Source organism: Mycobacterium sp. 852002-50816_SCH5313054-b, assembly GCF_001667185.1.
GTDB lineage: Bacteria > Actinomycetota > Actinomycetes > Mycobacteriales > Mycobacteriaceae > Mycobacterium.
This window is the reverse complement of record NZ_LZIC01000057.1, coordinates 18,392-33,877: the sequence shown is the minus strand read 5'-3', so window position 1 is coordinate 33,877 and position 15,486 is coordinate 18,392. Positions and strand designations below refer to the sequence as shown.

The 15,486-nt window shown below is 68.3% G+C and carries 16 protein-coding genes; 6 read left to right on the top strand and 10 right to left on the bottom strand.

Features of this window, described 5'->3' with window-relative positions; translation table 11 throughout:
• The 4 genes from A5787_RS12110 to bfr form a co-directional block, all read right to left on the bottom strand.
• Nucleotides 1-882 (bottom strand): TIGR03854 family LLM class F420-dependent oxidoreductase, encoded by an 882-nt coding sequence (locus tag A5787_RS12110; protein WP_066966580.1) that lies wholly within the window; start codon nucleotides 880-882, stop codon nucleotides 1-3.
• 131 nt (nucleotides 883-1,013) lie between these two features.
• The gene (locus tag A5787_RS12105; RefSeq protein WP_066966577.1) at nucleotides 1,014-1,508 is read right to left on the bottom strand and encodes a carboxymuconolactone decarboxylase family protein; all 495 of its coding nucleotides are present in this window, start codon (nucleotides 1,506-1,508) and stop codon (nucleotides 1,014-1,016) included.
• Nucleotides 1,505-3,601 carry an MDR family MFS transporter gene (locus tag A5787_RS12100; protein ID WP_066966572.1) on the bottom strand — a complete coding sequence of 699 codons (2,097 nt, stop codon included), beginning with the start codon at nucleotides 3,599-3,601 and terminating at the stop codon, nucleotides 1,505-1,507. The genes A5787_RS12105 and A5787_RS12100 overlap by 4 nt, the downstream gene beginning before the upstream one ends.
• 78 nt (nucleotides 3,602-3,679) lie before the next feature.
• On the bottom strand, nucleotides 3,680-4,159 hold the full coding sequence (gene bfr / locus A5787_RS12095; protein WP_066966570.1) for a bacterioferritin: 480 nt from the start codon (nucleotides 4,157-4,159) through the stop codon (nucleotides 3,680-3,682).
• A gap of 236 nt (nucleotides 4,160-4,395) precedes the next feature.
• Here bfr and A5787_RS12090 point away from each other — a divergent pair, with 236 nt between their 5' ends.
• Nucleotides 4,396-4,575, top strand: a complete 180-nt coding sequence (locus tag A5787_RS12090) for a bacterioferritin-associated ferredoxin (RefSeq protein ID WP_066966567.1) — start codon at nucleotides 4,396-4,398, stop codon at nucleotides 4,573-4,575.
• Between the two features lie 15 nt (nucleotides 4,576-4,590).
• On the opposite strand, the gene A5787_RS12085 is transcribed toward A5787_RS12090, so the two are convergent.
• The 4 genes from A5787_RS12085 to A5787_RS12070 are packed head-to-tail and all read right to left on the bottom strand — an operon-like array spanning nucleotide 4,591 to nucleotide 7,492.
• Nucleotides 4,591-5,343 carry an enoyl-CoA hydratase/isomerase family protein gene (locus A5787_RS12085; RefSeq protein ID WP_066966564.1) on the bottom strand — a complete coding sequence of 251 codons (753 nt, stop codon included), beginning with the start codon at nucleotides 5,341-5,343 and terminating at the stop codon, nucleotides 4,591-4,593.
• Between the two features lie 23 nt (nucleotides 5,344-5,366).
• Complete coding sequence (locus A5787_RS12080; protein WP_066966561.1) at nucleotides 5,367-5,810, bottom strand: TIGR03618 family F420-dependent PPOX class oxidoreductase; 444 nt, start codon at nucleotides 5,808-5,810, stop codon at nucleotides 5,367-5,369.
• 9 nt (nucleotides 5,811-5,819) lie between these two features.
• Nucleotides 5,820-6,521, bottom strand: coding sequence for an EthD domain-containing protein (locus A5787_RS12075; protein WP_066966558.1), 702 nt, complete (start codon nucleotides 6,519-6,521; stop codon nucleotides 5,820-5,822).
• 26 nt (nucleotides 6,522-6,547) lie between these two features.
• Nucleotides 6,548-7,492, bottom strand: coding sequence for a hydrogen peroxide-inducible genes activator (locus tag A5787_RS12070; RefSeq protein WP_066966555.1), 945 nt, complete (start codon nucleotides 7,490-7,492; stop codon nucleotides 6,548-6,550).
• A 102-nt stretch (nucleotides 7,493-7,594) separates the two neighbouring features.
• Between A5787_RS12070 and A5787_RS12065 the strand changes: the two genes are divergently transcribed.
• Genes A5787_RS12065 through A5787_RS12055 form a run of 3 tightly spaced genes read left to right on the top strand, consistent with a single transcriptional unit; the run spans nucleotide 7,595 to nucleotide 10,050 of the window.
• A complete protein-coding gene (locus tag A5787_RS12065) occupies nucleotides 7,595-8,182 on the top strand; it encodes a peroxiredoxin (protein WP_066966552.1) in 588 nt (195 codons plus the stop codon).
• 9 nt (nucleotides 8,183-8,191) lie between these two features.
• The gene (locus A5787_RS12060; protein ID WP_066966549.1) at nucleotides 8,192-8,728 is read left to right on the top strand and encodes an alkyl hydroperoxide reductase; all 537 of its coding nucleotides are present in this window, start codon (nucleotides 8,192-8,194) and stop codon (nucleotides 8,726-8,728) included.
• Between the two features lie 5 nt (nucleotides 8,729-8,733).
• A complete protein-coding gene (locus A5787_RS12055) occupies nucleotides 8,734-10,050 on the top strand; it encodes an alpha-amylase family protein (protein WP_066966547.1) in 1,317 nt (438 codons plus the stop codon).
• On the opposite strand, the gene A5787_RS12050 is transcribed toward A5787_RS12055, so the two are convergent.
• Entirely contained in the window at nucleotides 10,036-10,467 is a 432-nt protein-coding gene (locus tag A5787_RS12050; RefSeq protein ID WP_066966544.1) for a DUF1810 domain-containing protein, read from the bottom strand. The genes A5787_RS12055 and A5787_RS12050 overlap by 15 nt on opposite strands.
• 19 nt (nucleotides 10,468-10,486) lie before the next feature.
• On the opposite strand from A5787_RS12050, the gene A5787_RS12045 reads away from it, so the two are divergent.
• On the top strand, nucleotides 10,487-11,740 hold the full coding sequence (locus A5787_RS12045; protein WP_156763905.1) for an alpha-hydroxy acid oxidase: 1,254 nt from the start codon (nucleotides 10,487-10,489) through the stop codon (nucleotides 11,738-11,740).
• 10 nt (nucleotides 11,741-11,750) lie between these two features.
• Here the strand turns inward: A5787_RS12045 and A5787_RS12040 are convergent, their stop codons facing one another.
• Nucleotides 11,751-12,881, bottom strand: a complete 1,131-nt coding sequence (locus A5787_RS12040) for a phytanoyl-CoA dioxygenase family protein (protein ID WP_066966542.1) — start codon at nucleotides 12,879-12,881, stop codon at nucleotides 11,751-11,753.
• A gap of 90 nt (nucleotides 12,882-12,971) precedes the next feature.
• Between A5787_RS12040 and lon the strand changes: the two genes are divergently transcribed.
• A complete protein-coding gene (gene lon, locus A5787_RS12035) occupies nucleotides 12,972-15,296 on the top strand; it encodes an endopeptidase La (protein WP_066966539.1) in 2,325 nt (774 codons plus the stop codon).
• Nucleotides 15,297-15,486: the final 190 nt, after the last annotated feature.

Below are 15,486 nucleotides of genomic sequence, written 5' to 3'. Positions count from 1 at the left end.
TCAGTTCTGGCGGGTGATTAGCTCGGCGACGAACCGGTCGATGAAGGCGTCCAGGGGCTGCTTGCCCGCGGGCCGGATGACGAACTTCGTCAGGCCCGCGTCGATGTAGGCGTCGAGCTGCCGGTGCAGCTGCTCCCAGCCCGCGGCGATCAGCGCGCCGGGATCGACTTCCGGACGACGGCGGCGGACCGCCGCGGCGAGCTCGGCCGGCAACTCGCCGTCGGAGACGGCCAACGAGATGCCGAAGTGATCGGGTTCGATGCGTCGGCCGGCCTGCGCCGCGGCCCGTTCGATGGCCTCGCGCCCGGCCCGCGCCTCGGCCGGCGTGAGGAAACTGCCCAGCCAGCCGTCGGCCAGTGCCCCGATGCGACGAAACGCCGCCGGCGCCGATCCGCCCAGCCAGATGTCCAGCGGCGGCGCCGGCCGCGGGGCGACCGCGGCCCCGCTCACGGTGAAGTAGCGGCCGTGGTAGGTGGCCGCGTCGTCGACCAGCGCCGAGCGCAGCACGCGCAGGGATTCGTCGAACACCGCGGCGCGCTCTCCGTCGGGGACGACGAACACTTCACGCTCGGCCGGAATCGCCGGGCGCAGACCGAAGACCGGCAACACCCGCTTGGGCGCGACGGCCGCCAGCGACGCCAGCTGTTTGGCCACCAGCACCGGATGCCGCCCGGGCAGCACCGCCACCGACGTGCCCGCCTTCAACCGGGTCGTGCGGGCCAGCGTGTAGGCCATGCCGACCACCGGATCGACCGCCGGCGAGTACACCAGCTCGGAGAACCACAGCGAGTCCACTCCGCTGCTCTCCAGGTGGTCGACGACGCCGGCCAGCTGATCGGGAGCCGTGTCGGCGCCCAGCCCGACGCCGAAGCGAACCTTCACTATGTCCTCTCTGACCGCTCCTCGGTGCCCGCGAAATATAAACGCCTGCGACGCTTTCCGGCGTGTCGTCGCAGACGTTTACGTGTCGCGGTGCGGTGGCCGCTGTCGGGTGCCCGCGCGGCGCGTGACGGCTAGGCGCGGCTGGGCAGGGTCAGCATGCAGGACTGGCCGATGTCGAGGGTCCGGAGCATCCGCCCCATGCCGATCCACAGGGCGCACGACATGGCGAGGTCGGCCAGCAGCTCCTCGGAGAAGTGCTCGTTGCACCGGCTCCAGAAGTCTTCGTCGTCACGCAGCTTGGTGTGCTCGGTGCCGAAGCGGTGCGCGAATTCGGCGGCCAGGCGCTCCTGCTCGCTGTACCCCGGCCAGGTGCGCCACTCCAGCGCGTGCTCATACAGCTCCTCGTCGACGCCGGCGGCGGGCCCGTCGGCGTCGCGGGTGTTCATGCACACCGTGCATTCGTTGTCGTGGGCGATGACGGCCCGGGCCAGTTCGCGGGTGCGCAAGGGCAGCCGGTTCTTGGTGTAGACCGCCTGGCTGAAGTTGGCGATGGCGCCGCCGAGATCAGGCGACTTCGCGGCCCAGCTGTAGATGTCGTCGTCAGCGAACGTTCCGATTCGGCTCATGGCGAGATGGTACGCCCCACCCCTGGATCCAACGTCCTGATGGCCACCGTTGGCTGCTCGTCATTCCAATCGCGTTGAGCCAGAACCCGATGCGCGACGCGTTCGAGCGCGGCTTGCACCTGTCGCCGGTCGGGCCGGCCCTCGAAGGCGGGCGAGCGTTCCAGCTTGTCGACCAGCCAGGCCAGCAGCAGCGACTGCACGTAATCGACCTGCTGCGCCCCGGCTGGGGTCAGCCACATTTCGTCGCCGTCGAGCTGGACGTAGCCGGTGGCGACGAGGCGCGAGAAGGTGGGCTCCAGCACTTCGAAGGGGATGCGCAAATAGTCGCCCATGTCGGTGATCCGCGCCGCGCCGTACATCTGCCGGTAGCGGTTGATGCGTAGGACGCCCCACAGTCCGGCCACGTCGAGGCGGCAGTCGGGTCGCATGGCGATGCTGCGCAGTCGCATACCCGGCGCCCCCCGCAGCAGCCGGCCGATCGCGGTCTCCAGCATCTCGTCCGGCGACTGGCTCGTCGGCATCGCGAACGCCTCGCCGATGTCGCCGCGGTTGTTGCCGATGCCCCGCAGCGGCACCTCGCGCAGGAACAACGCCAGGATGAACCCGACCAGTGCGACGGGCACCGCCCAGAGGAACACGCGTGTGAGCGAGTCGGCATAGGCGGCCACGATCGGGGCGGCCACCGCGTGCGGCAGCCGGTGCAAGGCCTCGGGCGACGCGGCCGCGGCGGCCGGCGCGCGGCTGGCGACCATGGCCGGCCCGATCCGGCTGTGCAGGAAGTTGGTGAACAGCGAACCGAATATCGCCGCGCCGAAAGAACTTCCGATCGTCCGGAAGAAGGTGACCCCCGAGGTGGCGACGCCGAGGTCGTCGAAACTCGAGGTGTTCTGGACGATCAGGACCAGCGTCTGCATGCACATCCCGATCCCCGCGCCGAGGATGACGAGGAACAGCGACTGCAGCAGGGCCGAGGTCGACGGGTCCATGCGCGACATCAGGAGGAACGCCACCGCCATCACCGCGGTGCCGGCGACGGGGAAGACCTTGTATCTGCCGGTGCGGCCGACCAGGACACCGCTGCCCATCGAGGTGGTCAGCATCCCCACCACCATCGGCAGCGTGCGCAGGCCCGAGGTGGTCGCCGAGACGCCGTCGACGAATTGCATGTAGGTCGGCAGGAATGTCAGCGCACCCAGCATCGCGAACCCGACGATGAAGGACAGCCCGCAGCACACCGTGAAGACCGGGCTGCCGAACAGCCGCGTCGGCAGAATCGGCGCGGCGGCGCGGCTTTCCACCCAGCCGAAGACGGCCAGCGCGGCGACGGAGGTCGCGAACAGCCCGATGATCATGGGCGATCCCCACGGGTAGGTGGTCCCGCCCCAGCTGGTGGCCAGCGTCAGCCCGGCGGCACCCAGGCCGACCAACACGATCCCGGTGTAGTCGATCACCGGTTTGGTTCGGTCGGCCAGCGCCGGGATGGCGGCGGCCGCCACGAAGAAGACGACGACCGAAATCGGCACGTTGATCCAGAACGCCCAGCGCCAGGTGAAGTGGTCGGTGAAGTAGCCGCCGAGCAGGGGGCCGATCACGGTGGTGACGCCGAACACCGCGCCCATCGCGCCCTGGTAGCGACCGCGGTCGCGCAGCGGGATGACCTCGCCGATCAGCGCCATGGCGGTGACCATGAGCCCGCCGCCGCCGATGCCCTGCAGCGCGCGCGAGGCCACCAGCATGCCCATCGAGGTCGAAAGCCCGCACAGCACCGACCCGGAGACGAAGAAGACGACCGCCGCCTGGAACACCCTCTTGCGCCCGAAGAGGTCACCGAACTTGCCGACCAGGGCGGTGATGATGGTCGAGGCCAGCAGGTAGCTGGTGACCACCCACGACTGATGGCCCGCCCCGCCCAGATTGGCGACGATGGTCGGCAGCGCCGTCGCCACGATCGTCTGATCCAGCGCGGCCATCAGCATGCCGAGCAACACCGCCACGAAGATGAAATTGCGCTGCTGCGGATTGACCGCGACGTTGCCGGGTCCGGCTTCGCCGGATTGGCCGGTCGAAACCGCCGCCGGTGTCGTGCTCGTCATGCCTGCCTTTCCCTGGGCGCTCGATGCCTATGAATGCCCAGGGTTAACCGATGGCAACCAAGCGTTACCTCGGCAGGGTCAGGTCGGCGGCCGCGACACGCACTGCGCGGAGTACAGCTCCTCGCCCAGCTTTTCCATCAACTCCAACTGGGTCTCCAGATAGTCGACGTGCTTTTCCTCGTCGGCCACGATCTTTTCGAGGATGTTCGCGCTGGTGCTGTCCTGCTTCTCGCGGCACATGATGATGCCCGGCTTGAGCCGGTCCAGCACCTCGTATTCGATGGCCAGGTCGGCCTCGAACTGCTCGCGCAGCGTCTGGCCGATGCGCAACGAGAAGAGGCGCTGGTAGTTGGGCAACCCGTCGAGCAGCAAGATGCGATCGGTGATCTCCTCCGCGTGCCGCATCTCGTCGAAGGACTCTTCGCGGGTCTTTTCTGCCAGCTCGGTGAAGCCCCAGTTGTCCTGCATCTTGGAATGCAGGAAGTACTGGTTGATCGCGGTGAGCTCGCTGGTCAGCTGCTCGTTGAGCAGCCGCAGAACGTCCGGATCGCCTTGCATGATCGCTCCTACGGTGTGAATGCTGGCATGGCTCGCCGCGGCGGGTTGGGCTGAAACACCGGGCTCTAGCAGCACTTTGCCATGCCGATTTGGAATCTTCCAGGAAGGTATGGCTGTGCTCAGTGTGTCGCGTGAGTCACGCGTCAAGGGTTAGGCATCGCTAACCTACTTAGGCTAGACTTCACTAACATGCGGCTTGTTCGCTCCGCCTACGTCCGCCCCCGGGGGGTGGGCTGATGTACGTCTGCCTCTGTGTCGGGGCCACCAACCAAACCGTCTGCGATGCCGTCGCGCGGGGTGCCTCGACGTCCAAGGAGGTTGCCGAGGCGTGCGGCGCCGGCGGCGACTGCGGGCGCTGCAGGCGCACGCTGCGCGCGATCATCGCGGCCTCACGCGAATTCGAGCCGGCTCAGTAGCGGCCGGGCTTTCCGTCAGCGCCGGTTGGTGAAATCGGCCAGGGCTGCGGCGTTGGCCTGGGCACCCATCAGTTCGGCGAAGTGGGCGTTCTCGCGCGCGCTCGCCGCGGTGATCTCGGGACGGATCGGCTCCATCATCGTGTGCTTGACGGCCATCAGGCTCGAGATAGGCCGGGCGGCAAGGACTTCCGCGTGCCGACGGGCCTCCGGGAGCAACTCCTCCGGGTCGCAGACCCGCCAGACCAGGCCCATCCGCAACGCCTCCTCGGCGCCGACCCATTCCGAGGACATCAATAGCCAGGCGGCGTTCTGCCGGCCCACCAGCTGCGGCAACAGATACGACGAGGCCGCCTCGGGAGCCACGCCCAGGCTGGTGAACGGGCACTTCAGGCGGGCGGCCGACGACATGAACGCCAGGTCGGCATAGCCGAGGATGGTGGCGCCGATGCCGACCCCGACACCGTTGACGGCGCAGATGAGCGGCTTGGGGAACGCGCTGAGCGCATCGATCAGGCCGGGAAAGCCGTGCTTGCCCGGCGCGAAGCTCGGGTCGGTGATGCGCGCCTGCATCTCGGCCAGGTCGGTGCCCGCGCTGAAGCCACGGCCCGCGCCGGTGAGCAGGACGACGGCGACCTCCGGATCCTCGGCGGCGGCCAGCAGCGCGTCGGCCGTCGCGTCGTAGAGGGCCTCGTTGAACGCGTTGAGCGCCTCGGGCCGGTTCAGCGTCAGGGTGCGCACCCGATTTTGGTCGTCGATCTGCAGCGTCACCGCTGCAGCCTAACGGGTGGGGTTCAGCCGTTGCTGTAGACGCGGGTCGGGGCGATCAGCACGACCGCGCGCCGCTCCTTGGCCATCACGCGGTCGTATTCGTCCCAGTCGTCGTGGGAGCCGCCGGCGGCGGTGAAGACCTCGCGGAGCAGCAGGCGCAACTGGTCGGCGTCTTTCAGCCAGGGCCGCGCGTCCTCGGGACCGGCCAGCTCCGCGCTGCCCTCGACGGTCGCCCACTGCCAGCCGTTCTTGAACGTGGCGGCAAGTTGCGGGCGGGCCCGCAGGTTGGCGAGTTTGACCTTGCCGTAGGTGGTGAACCCCAGGGCCGGCTCCCCCGTCGCCGGGTGCGGCAGCAGGCCGACGTTGACCAGCGACGCCTGCACGGTTCCGTCGGCGCGAACCGTCGAGATCACCGCCAGACCGCTTTCCCCATTGGCCAGCGCCGCTGCCTCGTCGAGAGTTGTCATGAGCGGTCCTCAATCCCGGAATGGTGTCCTGAACACGTAGCGGCTGGTCGGCACAGTGTCGATGTTCTGATTGGCGCCGAATGCAGTTGTGCTGGCGACCATCCGGCCGAGCCGGTGTTGCAGGTCGTCGTCGTCGGCGGCACCGAAGAACGCCTTCAGGTCGGTGATCGCCTCCTCGGGGAACAACTCCTCGACGATGCCGGCGATTCCCGGCGCATCCGGGGTGAGTGCTCGTACCACCCAGTTCTGGGTGTAGCCGAACGTCGACTGGGTTTCGATGGCCACCGAGGTGTGGTCGCCCTGCCACCGGGCCAGCCAGGTCGCCTGGTCCAGCTCGGCGGGGCGGCGCAGCAATGCGATGTTGGCGAGACCCGTTGTCCGACAACCGGGTTCGGTTGGCGGGGCGGCGAGCGGAACCGACTCCGTCACCAGGTAGGCGGCGACCTGCTCGCATTCCTGGCCGAGGAATTTCAGCGCCGCTTGCGTCTGGTCGCCATAGCATTGCTGGGTCCACATGCTCACCACCGCGGCCACCGGCGGGTCCAGCGTTGTCAGCGTCATCAGCGAGTGACGCACTGCGCTGTCACGAACGTTCACCTGCAGTCCGTACAGGCCCAGTTCCAACAGCGCGTCGGCGACGTGACCCCGCTGCCGGGCACACCAGTCGTCGTCCGGCTCCGAGCGCATCAGCACCGCGATCACTTTTTCCATGCGCCGAACTTACCGCCGGAGCGGGATTATTTGACGGGCCGCACCTGGTGTTCTTGGCTGATGAGAGCCCCGATCATCGTGGCCAGCTGCCGATAAGAGTCGTCGCGGCCGCTCGAGGAGCGAAACACCAGGCCGATCCGCCGTCCCGGGCGCGGCGCAGCGAACTGCGCGAGCCCCAGCCGGCTTCTGGCGGCTTCCACCGGCACCGCGCTCTGCGGAATCAGCGTCACCCCCAACCCGCCCGCCACGCACTGCACCGCGGTCGCCAGCGATGCGGCGCGGGTGTTGGCAAGCTCGGCCTGCACGCCCGCCTTCTGGCAGACGTCCAGCGCCTGGTCGCGCAGGCAGTGGCCTTCGTCCAGCAGCAGCAGTGGCAGTTCGGCCAGCGCGGCCGCCGGCACCCGGCGTTTGCCCGAGAGCCGATGCCCGGGCGGCAGCGCGAGCACGAAATCCTCGTCGTAAATCGGTACCGCAGTCGTCCCGACGGCCGGCACGCCCGAGGCCGGCAACGCGATCAGTGCGGCATCCAGGGCCCCCTCGCGCAGCAGCCGCAGCAGCCGCTCGGTTTGATCCTCGACCACCCGCAAGGTCACCGGCGGCAGTTGCTCGGCCAGGCCGGACAGCACCGTCGGCAGCACGTAGGGCGCCACGGTGGGTATCAGTCCGAGCCGCACGCCGGCCCGCAGCGGGTCGGATGCGCCCGCGGCGGCGGCGGTGAACGCGTCGACGGCCTCGACCACGGCCAGCGCGCGCGGCAGGAGCTGCGCGCCCTCCGCCGTCAAAAAGACGCGTCGCGTCGACCTCTCGAACAGCTGGGCGCCGAGGCCGGCCTCCAGCGCCGCCAGCGCCTGCGACAACGTCGATTGGCTTACGCCGAGAGTTGTTGCGGCGCTGCTGAAATGCTGCTTTTCTGCGACGGCGACGAACGCGCGAAGCCCCGCCACGGTCGGCTGATAGCTCTTATCGGACATGGCTATAAGTATAGTGTGATATATCACCTTTACTTCAAACAGGCCGAACGGCATCATGGTTGACAGACGGCTAATCTTGAGTGATTCCAAATAAGGAGTGATATGTCCCTGCTGACCATCGGCGACCAGTTCCCGGCCTACCAGCTCACCGCGCTGATCGGTGGCGATCTGTCGAAGGTCGACGCCAAGCAGCCCGGCGACTACTTCGCGACCATCACCAACGAGGACCACCCCGGTAAGTGGCGCGTGGTTTTCTTCTGGCCCAAGGACTTTACCTTCGTGTGCCCGACGGAGATCGCGGCGTTCGGCAAGCTCAACGACGAGTTCTCCGACCGCGACGCGCAGATCCTCGGTGTCTCGATCGACAGCGAGTTCGTGCACTTCCAGTGGCGGGCGCAGCACGAGGACCTGAAGAAGTTGCCGTTCCCGATGCTCTCGGACATCAAGCGGGAGCTCGCGCTGGCCACCGGCGTGCTCAACGACGAAGGCGTCGCGGACCGGGTGACCTTCCTGGTCGATCCGAATAACGAAATCCAATTCGTCTCGGCGACCGCCGGATCCGTGGGGCGTAATGTCGACGAGGTGCTGCGCGTCCTTGACGCGCTGCAATCCGACGAGCTGTGCGCCTGCAACTGGCGCAAGGGCGACCCGACCATCGACGCCGGCGAGCTGCTCAAGGCTTCGGCTTAGGAGGGGGACATGAGTGTAGAAAACCTCAAGGCCGCACTGCCCGAATACGCCAAGGACCTCAAGCTCAACCTGGGGTCGATCACCCGCAGCACCGAGTTCAACGAGGAGCAGCTGTGGGGCACCCTCCTGGCCAGCGCCGCGGCCACGCGGAATGCCCAGGTGCTGGCCGAGATTGGCGCCGAGGCGGCCGACCACCTGTCGGCCGAGGCGTACCAGGCGGCACTGGGAGCCGCGTCCATCATGGCCATGAACAACGTGTTCTACCGTGGCCGCGGCTTCCTCGGCGGTTCCTACGACGACCTGCGGGCCGGGCTGCGGATGAACATCATCGCCAATCCGGGCGTGGCCAAGGCGAATTTCGAGCTGTGGTGCTTCGCGGTGTCGTCGATCAACGGATGCCCGGATTGCGTGGCTGCGCACGAACGCACGCTGCGCGAGGCGGAAGTGAGCCGGGAGACCATCAACGAGGCACTCAAGACCGCGGCGATCGTTTCCGGTGTGGCACAGGCGATTGTGACCACACAGACCCTGGCCGCCGTCGGCTGATCGCAGTGACGGCACCGGCCTGGGTAGAACACGCGATCTGGTGGCAGGTCTATCCGCTGGGGTTTGTCGGCGCGTTTCCCGCGCCGGAGTCGTCTGAGCCGCCGCAGCCAAGCCAACACCGGCTGCGGCGGCTCGTCGACTGGTTCGACCACGCCATCGCGCTGGGGGCCTCCGGGATCGCCCTGGGGCCGATCTTCGCCTCGCGCACCCACGGTTACGACACCACCGACCATTACCGCATCGATCCGCGGCTCGGGGACGACGCCGACTTCGATTACCTGGTGGCCGAGGCCCATCGCCGCGGCCTGCGCGTGCTGCTCGACGGCGTGTTCAACCACGTCGGCGTGGATTTCGCGCGCTATCGCGAGGCGCCGGACAACGAGGCGTCGGCGCGCTGGTTCCGCGGGCGCCCGGGCCGCTTCCACACGTTCGAGGGCCACTCGGAGCTCATCACGCTCAACCACGACAACCCCGAGGTCATCGACTACACCGTGGAGGTTATGGCGCACTGGCTCGGGCGCGGCGCCGACGGCTGGCGCCTCGACGCTGCCTACATTGTGCCGCAACCATTCTGGGTCGCGACGTTACCGAGGGTGCGCGAGCGGCACCCGGACGCCTGGTTCGTCGGCGAGCTCATTCACGGCGACTACGCCGCGGTCGTCGGGGCGGCGACGTTCGGCTCGGCCACCCAATACGAGCTGTGGAAGGCGATCTGGAGCGGCCTCAACGACGGCAACTTCTTCGAACTGGACTGGGCGCTGCAGCGGCACAACGAGTTTCTGGACAGCTTCGCCCCCATGACGTTCATCGGCAACCACGACGTCACCCGCATCGCCAGCCGGCTGGAGCGGCCAGAACACGTGGCCCACGCGCTGGTGATCCTGCTGACCGTCGGGGGGGTGCCCAGCGTGTACGCCGGCGACGAGCTCGGGTTCCGCGGTGTCAAGGAGGAGCGGTACGGCGGTGACGACGCGGTGCGTCCCGAGTTCGTTTCGCCCCCAATGGAACTGGATGCCTTCGGCAGCCAAATGTGGGCACTGCACCAGTTCCTGATCGGCCTGCGCCGTCGCCACCCGTGGCTGCACAGGGCGTCGACCAGCGCGGTGCGGCTGCAAAATCGCCACTACGTCTACGAGACCCGCAGCGGCGACAACGCGCTGCTGGTCGCGCTGAACATCGACGACGAGCCGATGCGCGTCGAGTTGTCGGAGCTCGGCACGAACCACCGCCAGGTCATCGGCGGATCGTCGGCGCCGCCGCACGAGCTGGTGGACACGCTGGTCGTGGAGCCGCACGGCTGGCGGATCCTAGGCGCGGTCTAGGCGGGCCAGCGTCCGCTCATCCGGCTCTCCGTCGTAGTACATATCGAGCACCGCGACGAACTCTTCGTTGTCGTCGGTGGCGCGGGAGAACAGCGTCATCGACGAGCGCAGCTTGAGGTCGTCCGGCGAACCGAAGATGTCCGCAGCGGAACGACCCTGCGCCTCGTTGACCAGCCGAGTGCACTCGCGCAGCCGGGGCCCGAGCAGCTCGTGCGCCAGGTACGCCCGCGCCTCCTCGAGTGAGGAGATGCCGTAGTGGACGGCCGTCGGGCTGCTGCCCAGGCCGCGAAGTTGCGGGAACACGAACCACATCCAGTGGCTCCGTTTTCGCCCGGCGCGCAGCTCGTCGACCACGTTGCGGTAGACCGGGTCCTGCGCGTCGACGAAACGCTTCAGGTCGAAGGGGTCGCTCGCCATACGACTACGGTTGCACACTGTGGAATCCAAAAGACGGGAGGCCGTCAGACGACGAGTGCCCAAAGTGCGTGACCTCGCGCCGCTGCTCCAGTTCAAACGGCCGCAGTTCGACGTGACCAAGCGCCGCCTCGACTCCGCGTTCACCATCGAAGACCTGCGGCGCATCGCCAAGCGCCGCACGCCCAAGGCGGCGTTCGACTACACCGACGGGGCCGCCGAGGACGAGCTGTCCATCCAGCGGGCCCGACAAGCCTTCCGCGACATCGAGTTTCACCCGACGATCCTGCGTGACGTCTCCCAAGTGACCGCCGGCTGGAACGTGCTGGGCCAACCCGTCGTCCTGCCGTTCGGGATCGCGCCGACGGGATTCACCCGGCTCATGCACACCGAGGGCGAGATCGCCGGCGCGGCGGCGGCAGCCCGAGCGGGGATCCCGTTCTCGCTGTCCACCCTGGGCACCACCGCGATCGAAGACCTGGTCACCGCTGTCCCCCAGGGCCGCAAATGGTTTCAGCTGTACATGTGGCGCGATCGTGATCGCTCGATGGCGTTGGTGCAGCGCGCGGCCGACGCGGGGTTTGACACGCTGCTGGTCACCGTCGACGTCCCGGTCGCCGGCGCGCGGCTGCGCGACAACCGCAACGGGATGACGATCCCGCCCACGCTGACCCTGCGCACCGTCCTGGACGCGGTGCCCCACCCGAAGTGGTGGTTCGACCTGTTGACCACCGAGCCGCTGGCGTTCGCGTCGCTGGATCGCTGGTCGGGCACCGTCGGCGAGTACCTCAGCACGATGTTCGACCCGAGCCTGACCTTCGATGACCTGGACTGGATCAAGGCGCAGTGGCCCGGCAAGCTGGTGGTCAAGGGGATCCAGACGCTCGACGACGCCCGCGCCGTCGTCGACCGCGGCGTGGACGGCATCGTGTTGTCCAATCATGGTGGGCGCCAGCTGGATCGGGCCCCGGTGCCCTTTCACCTGTTGCCCACCGTCGCGCGTGAGCTGGGCAAGCACACCGAAATCCTGGTGGACACCGGCATCATGTCGGGCGCCGACATCGTGGCGGCGATCGCGCTGGGAGCCCGCTGCACCCTGATCGGCCGGGCGTACCTCTACGGGCTGATGGCCGGCGGCGAGGCGGGCGTGGCGCGCGCGATCGAAATCCTGCAGGGTGGGGTGATCCGGACGATGGGGCTGCTCGGCGTCACCTGCCTCGAGGAGCTCTCCCCCAAGCACGTGACCCAACTGAGGCGGCTTGATCGCGTGCCGTAATCACCCGCCGCTACTGCAGGCGGGCGACCTGCTCGGTGCGGTTGCGCACCAGGTCGTTGAAGGCCTGGCCCGGCCCGATGTGTTCGAAGAGCTGCGGCGGGTAGTGGGTGACGTACATGGTGCGGCGGCCGCCGGCGCCGGTCGGCCGCGGCGAGGCGTGCATCAGGTCCTGGACGTGAACCGTGACGTCGCCGGGCGCGGTGTCGATGCTCACGACCGGTACCTGCCGCAGGCGCTGTTCCCACCGGTAATGAATGGCCTGACCGTGGCTGCCCGGAACCACCTGCAGGTTGCCGGTCGCGGAATCCGAGCCCGTGAGTTGGATCCCGACGCTGACCGCGGGGCACATGATGCCGTGTCCGCCCATGCCGCAGTCCTGATGCCAGGGGATGTTGGATAGCCCGCTGGTGTTCCCGGGGGCTTTGAGCAACACCGCGCTGCCTTCCATCCGGTCGGGGGCCGCGCGCAGCGCGGGATCGGTGAGAGTGCCGAGCCGGCGCACCCTGGGATCGTTTTCCAGGGCGGCCAGCACCGCTGAGCGCAACGTCGCATAGACCAGACGGCACAGCACGCTGGCGCCGTCTTCGGCGGTGGCCCACCAGGATTGGTCGTCGCCGGGGCGCGCCTGCGCCGCAAGGCGGTCGATCTCGCGATTGGCGGCCGCCATCTCCTCGGGAGCGAAGACGCCCGTGACGTGGAGGTAGCCCATGGTCTGCAGCTGGGCGGCCAGTTCGTCGTCGCCGGCTTGGAGCGTGAAGACCGCGTGTGGGTCGCGCCCCCGCAGGTCGGCGCGGGCCGGATCGTACGGCGGGATGCCGGCATGGAGATATCGCAGCACCGGATCCCAGTCGGCCAGCTGCTCGAATCCTCCGCGCTCGAAGACAAGGTCGTTGCTGAGCAGCAAATTGATGACCGTGCGGACCTGGTCCACCATGTCGTCCCAGGCCTGCCGGGACAGGCGCACGACGACATCGGCGTGGGTGGCCTGTCCTTCGTCGACGCGGATCGTCGACCCGTCGGCGGCATAGGTGATGGCGTCGCTGTCGACGCGGAACGTGATCGCGCCGGCAACCAGCTCTCTGGCCGCGGATTCGACGATGCCCGGGTCAATGGAGTTCGCGACCGGGCGAGACAGTGCCACGGACCGATTATGCGCGCAGCGAATCCCCGCCGGGGAACAAACCGGTGCCGAGCTGGGTTAAGCGCATCAGACTCAACTTTTGGAGGATTGATGGCTGAAGCCAAGTCAGTGCCGGTGTTGTTCACCGCCACGATCGTGCTGCCCGGAATGGTGGTGCCGATCGAGCTGGACGACGCCGCGCGGGCGGCGATCGACGCCGCGCAGGCCAGCGACTCCCGGGAGCTGCTGATCGCTCCCCGGCTGGACGACCGGTACCCGACGCACGGGGTGATCGCCAAGATCTTGCAGGTCGGGCGCATCGCGGGCGGTGGCACCGCTGCCGTCGTGCGCGGTGAGCGCAGGGCCCACATCGGGGCGGGCGCTTCCGGGCCGGGGGCGGCGTTGTGGGTCGAGGTGACCGAGGTCACCGAGCCCGAGGCGGCCGACGAGGTGCAGGCCCTGGCGGCCGAATACAAGAAGCTGCTGCTGGCCATGCTGCAACGGCGCGAGGCCTGGCAGATCGTCGACTACGTCAACAGCCTGACCGACCCGTCGGCGCTGGCGGACACCTCGGGGTACGCCTCATACCTGACCGATGTGCAGAAGCGCCAACTGCTGGAGACGGTCGACGTCGCCGAGCGGCTGCGCGTGCTGATCGACTGGACCGGCTCGCATTTGGCCGAGGTGGAGGTCAACGACAAGATCGCCGAGGACGTGCGGGAGGGCATGGAGAAGACGCAGAAGGAGTTCCTGCTCCGTCAGCAGCTGGCCGCCATCCGCAAGGAGCTGGGGGAAGGCGACGACGGGACTGGGTCTTCAGATGACTACCGGTCCAGAGTCGAGGAGGCCGACCTGCCCGAGAAGGTGCGCGAGGCCGCGCTGCGCGAGGTCGGCAAGCTGGAACGGGCCAGCGACCAGAGCCCGGAATCGGGCTGGATTCGCACCTGGCTGGACACCGTGCTCGACCTGCCCTGGGACGTCACGACCGAGGATTCGACGGACCTGAAGGCGGCGCGGGAGATCCTGGACGCCGACCACCACGGGCTGGACGACGTCAAGGACCGCATCGTCGAATACCTGGCCGTTCGTTCCCGGCGCGCCCAGCGCGGGCTGCAAATCGTCGGCGGGCGCGGCTCCGGCGCGGTGATGGTGCTGGCCGGTCCTCCCGGCGTCGGCAAGACGTCGCTGGGCGAAAGCGTGGCCCGCGCGCTGGGCCGCAAGTTCGTCCGCGTCGCCCTGGGCGGCGTGCGGGACGAGGCCGAGATCCGCGGGCACCGTCGTACCTACGTGGGCGCGTTGCCGGGCCGGATCGTGCGCGCGATCGGTGAGGCGGGATCGATGAATCCCGTTGTGCTGCTGGATGAAATCGACAAAGTCGGTTCCGACTATCGCGGCGACCCGAGTGCGGCGCTGCTCGAGGTGCTCGACCCCGCGCAGAATCACACCTTCCGCGACCACTACCTGGATCTGGACCTGGACCTGTCCGATGTGGTGTTCCTGGCCACCGCCAACGTGATCGAGAACATCCCGTCGGCGCTGCTGGACCGCATGGAGCTGGTGCAGATCGACGGCTACACCGAGGACGACAAGGTGGCCATCGCCCGGGACTACCTGCTGCCGCGGCAAATGGAGCGCGCGGCGCTGAGCGCCGACGAGGTCAGCGTCACCGACGCCGCGCTGCGCAAGATCGCCGCCGATTACACCCGCGAGCCGGGGGTGCGGCAATTCGAGCGGCTGCTGGCCAAGGCGCTGCGCAAGGTGACCACCAAGCTAGCGGAGAATTCCGAGCCGATCACCGTCGACGAACCGGAACTGGTTGAGTACCTGGGCCGTCCGCGGTTCACGCCGGAGTCGGCCGAACGCACCGCGGTGCCCGGCGTGGCCACCGGCCTGGCCGTCACCGGCCTGGGCGGCGACGTGCTCTACATCGAGGCCGGCGCCACCGACGGCGAGCCGGGCCTGCAGTTGACCGGTCAGTTGGGTGACGTCATGAAGGAGTCGGCGCAGATCGCGCTGTCCTACGTGCGCTCGCACGCCGCCGAGTTGGGCGTCGACCCCAAGTCGCTGGACCGGCGCATCCACGTGCACGTGCCCGCCGGCGCGGTGCCCAAGGACGGCCCGTCGGCCGGTGTCACCATGGTCACCGCCCTGGTGTCGATGGCCACCGGGCGCCAGGTGCGTTCCGACGTCGGCATGACCGGCGAGGTCACGCTGAACGGCCGGGTGTTGCCGATCGGCGGCGTCAAACAGAAGCTGCTGGCGGCCCAACGTGCCGGGCTGACCACGGTTTTCATTCCGTCCCGCAACGAACCGGACCTGGACGACGTCCCCGCCGAGGTGCTCGAGGCGCTAGATGTGAAACCGATGACCGACGTCGCCGAGATCGTCGCGCAGGCGCTGGAACCGGTGCCGCAGACCGCGACGATCGCCGCCTAGAGGTCTTGGCTGCTAGTTGATTGTCGAATAGCTGGGAATCTGCTGCGAACAATCGCAGCGCGCGCGTTTCCGGCTCTCGCGACCCGGGTAGCCGAAGGACCGGGGGATCACACCCCCGACCCTCGGCCCAACCAGGAGCTTGGGGAGACAACTGAACAACACCGTCAATGCTGTTGCGCTGCCTGCGTCG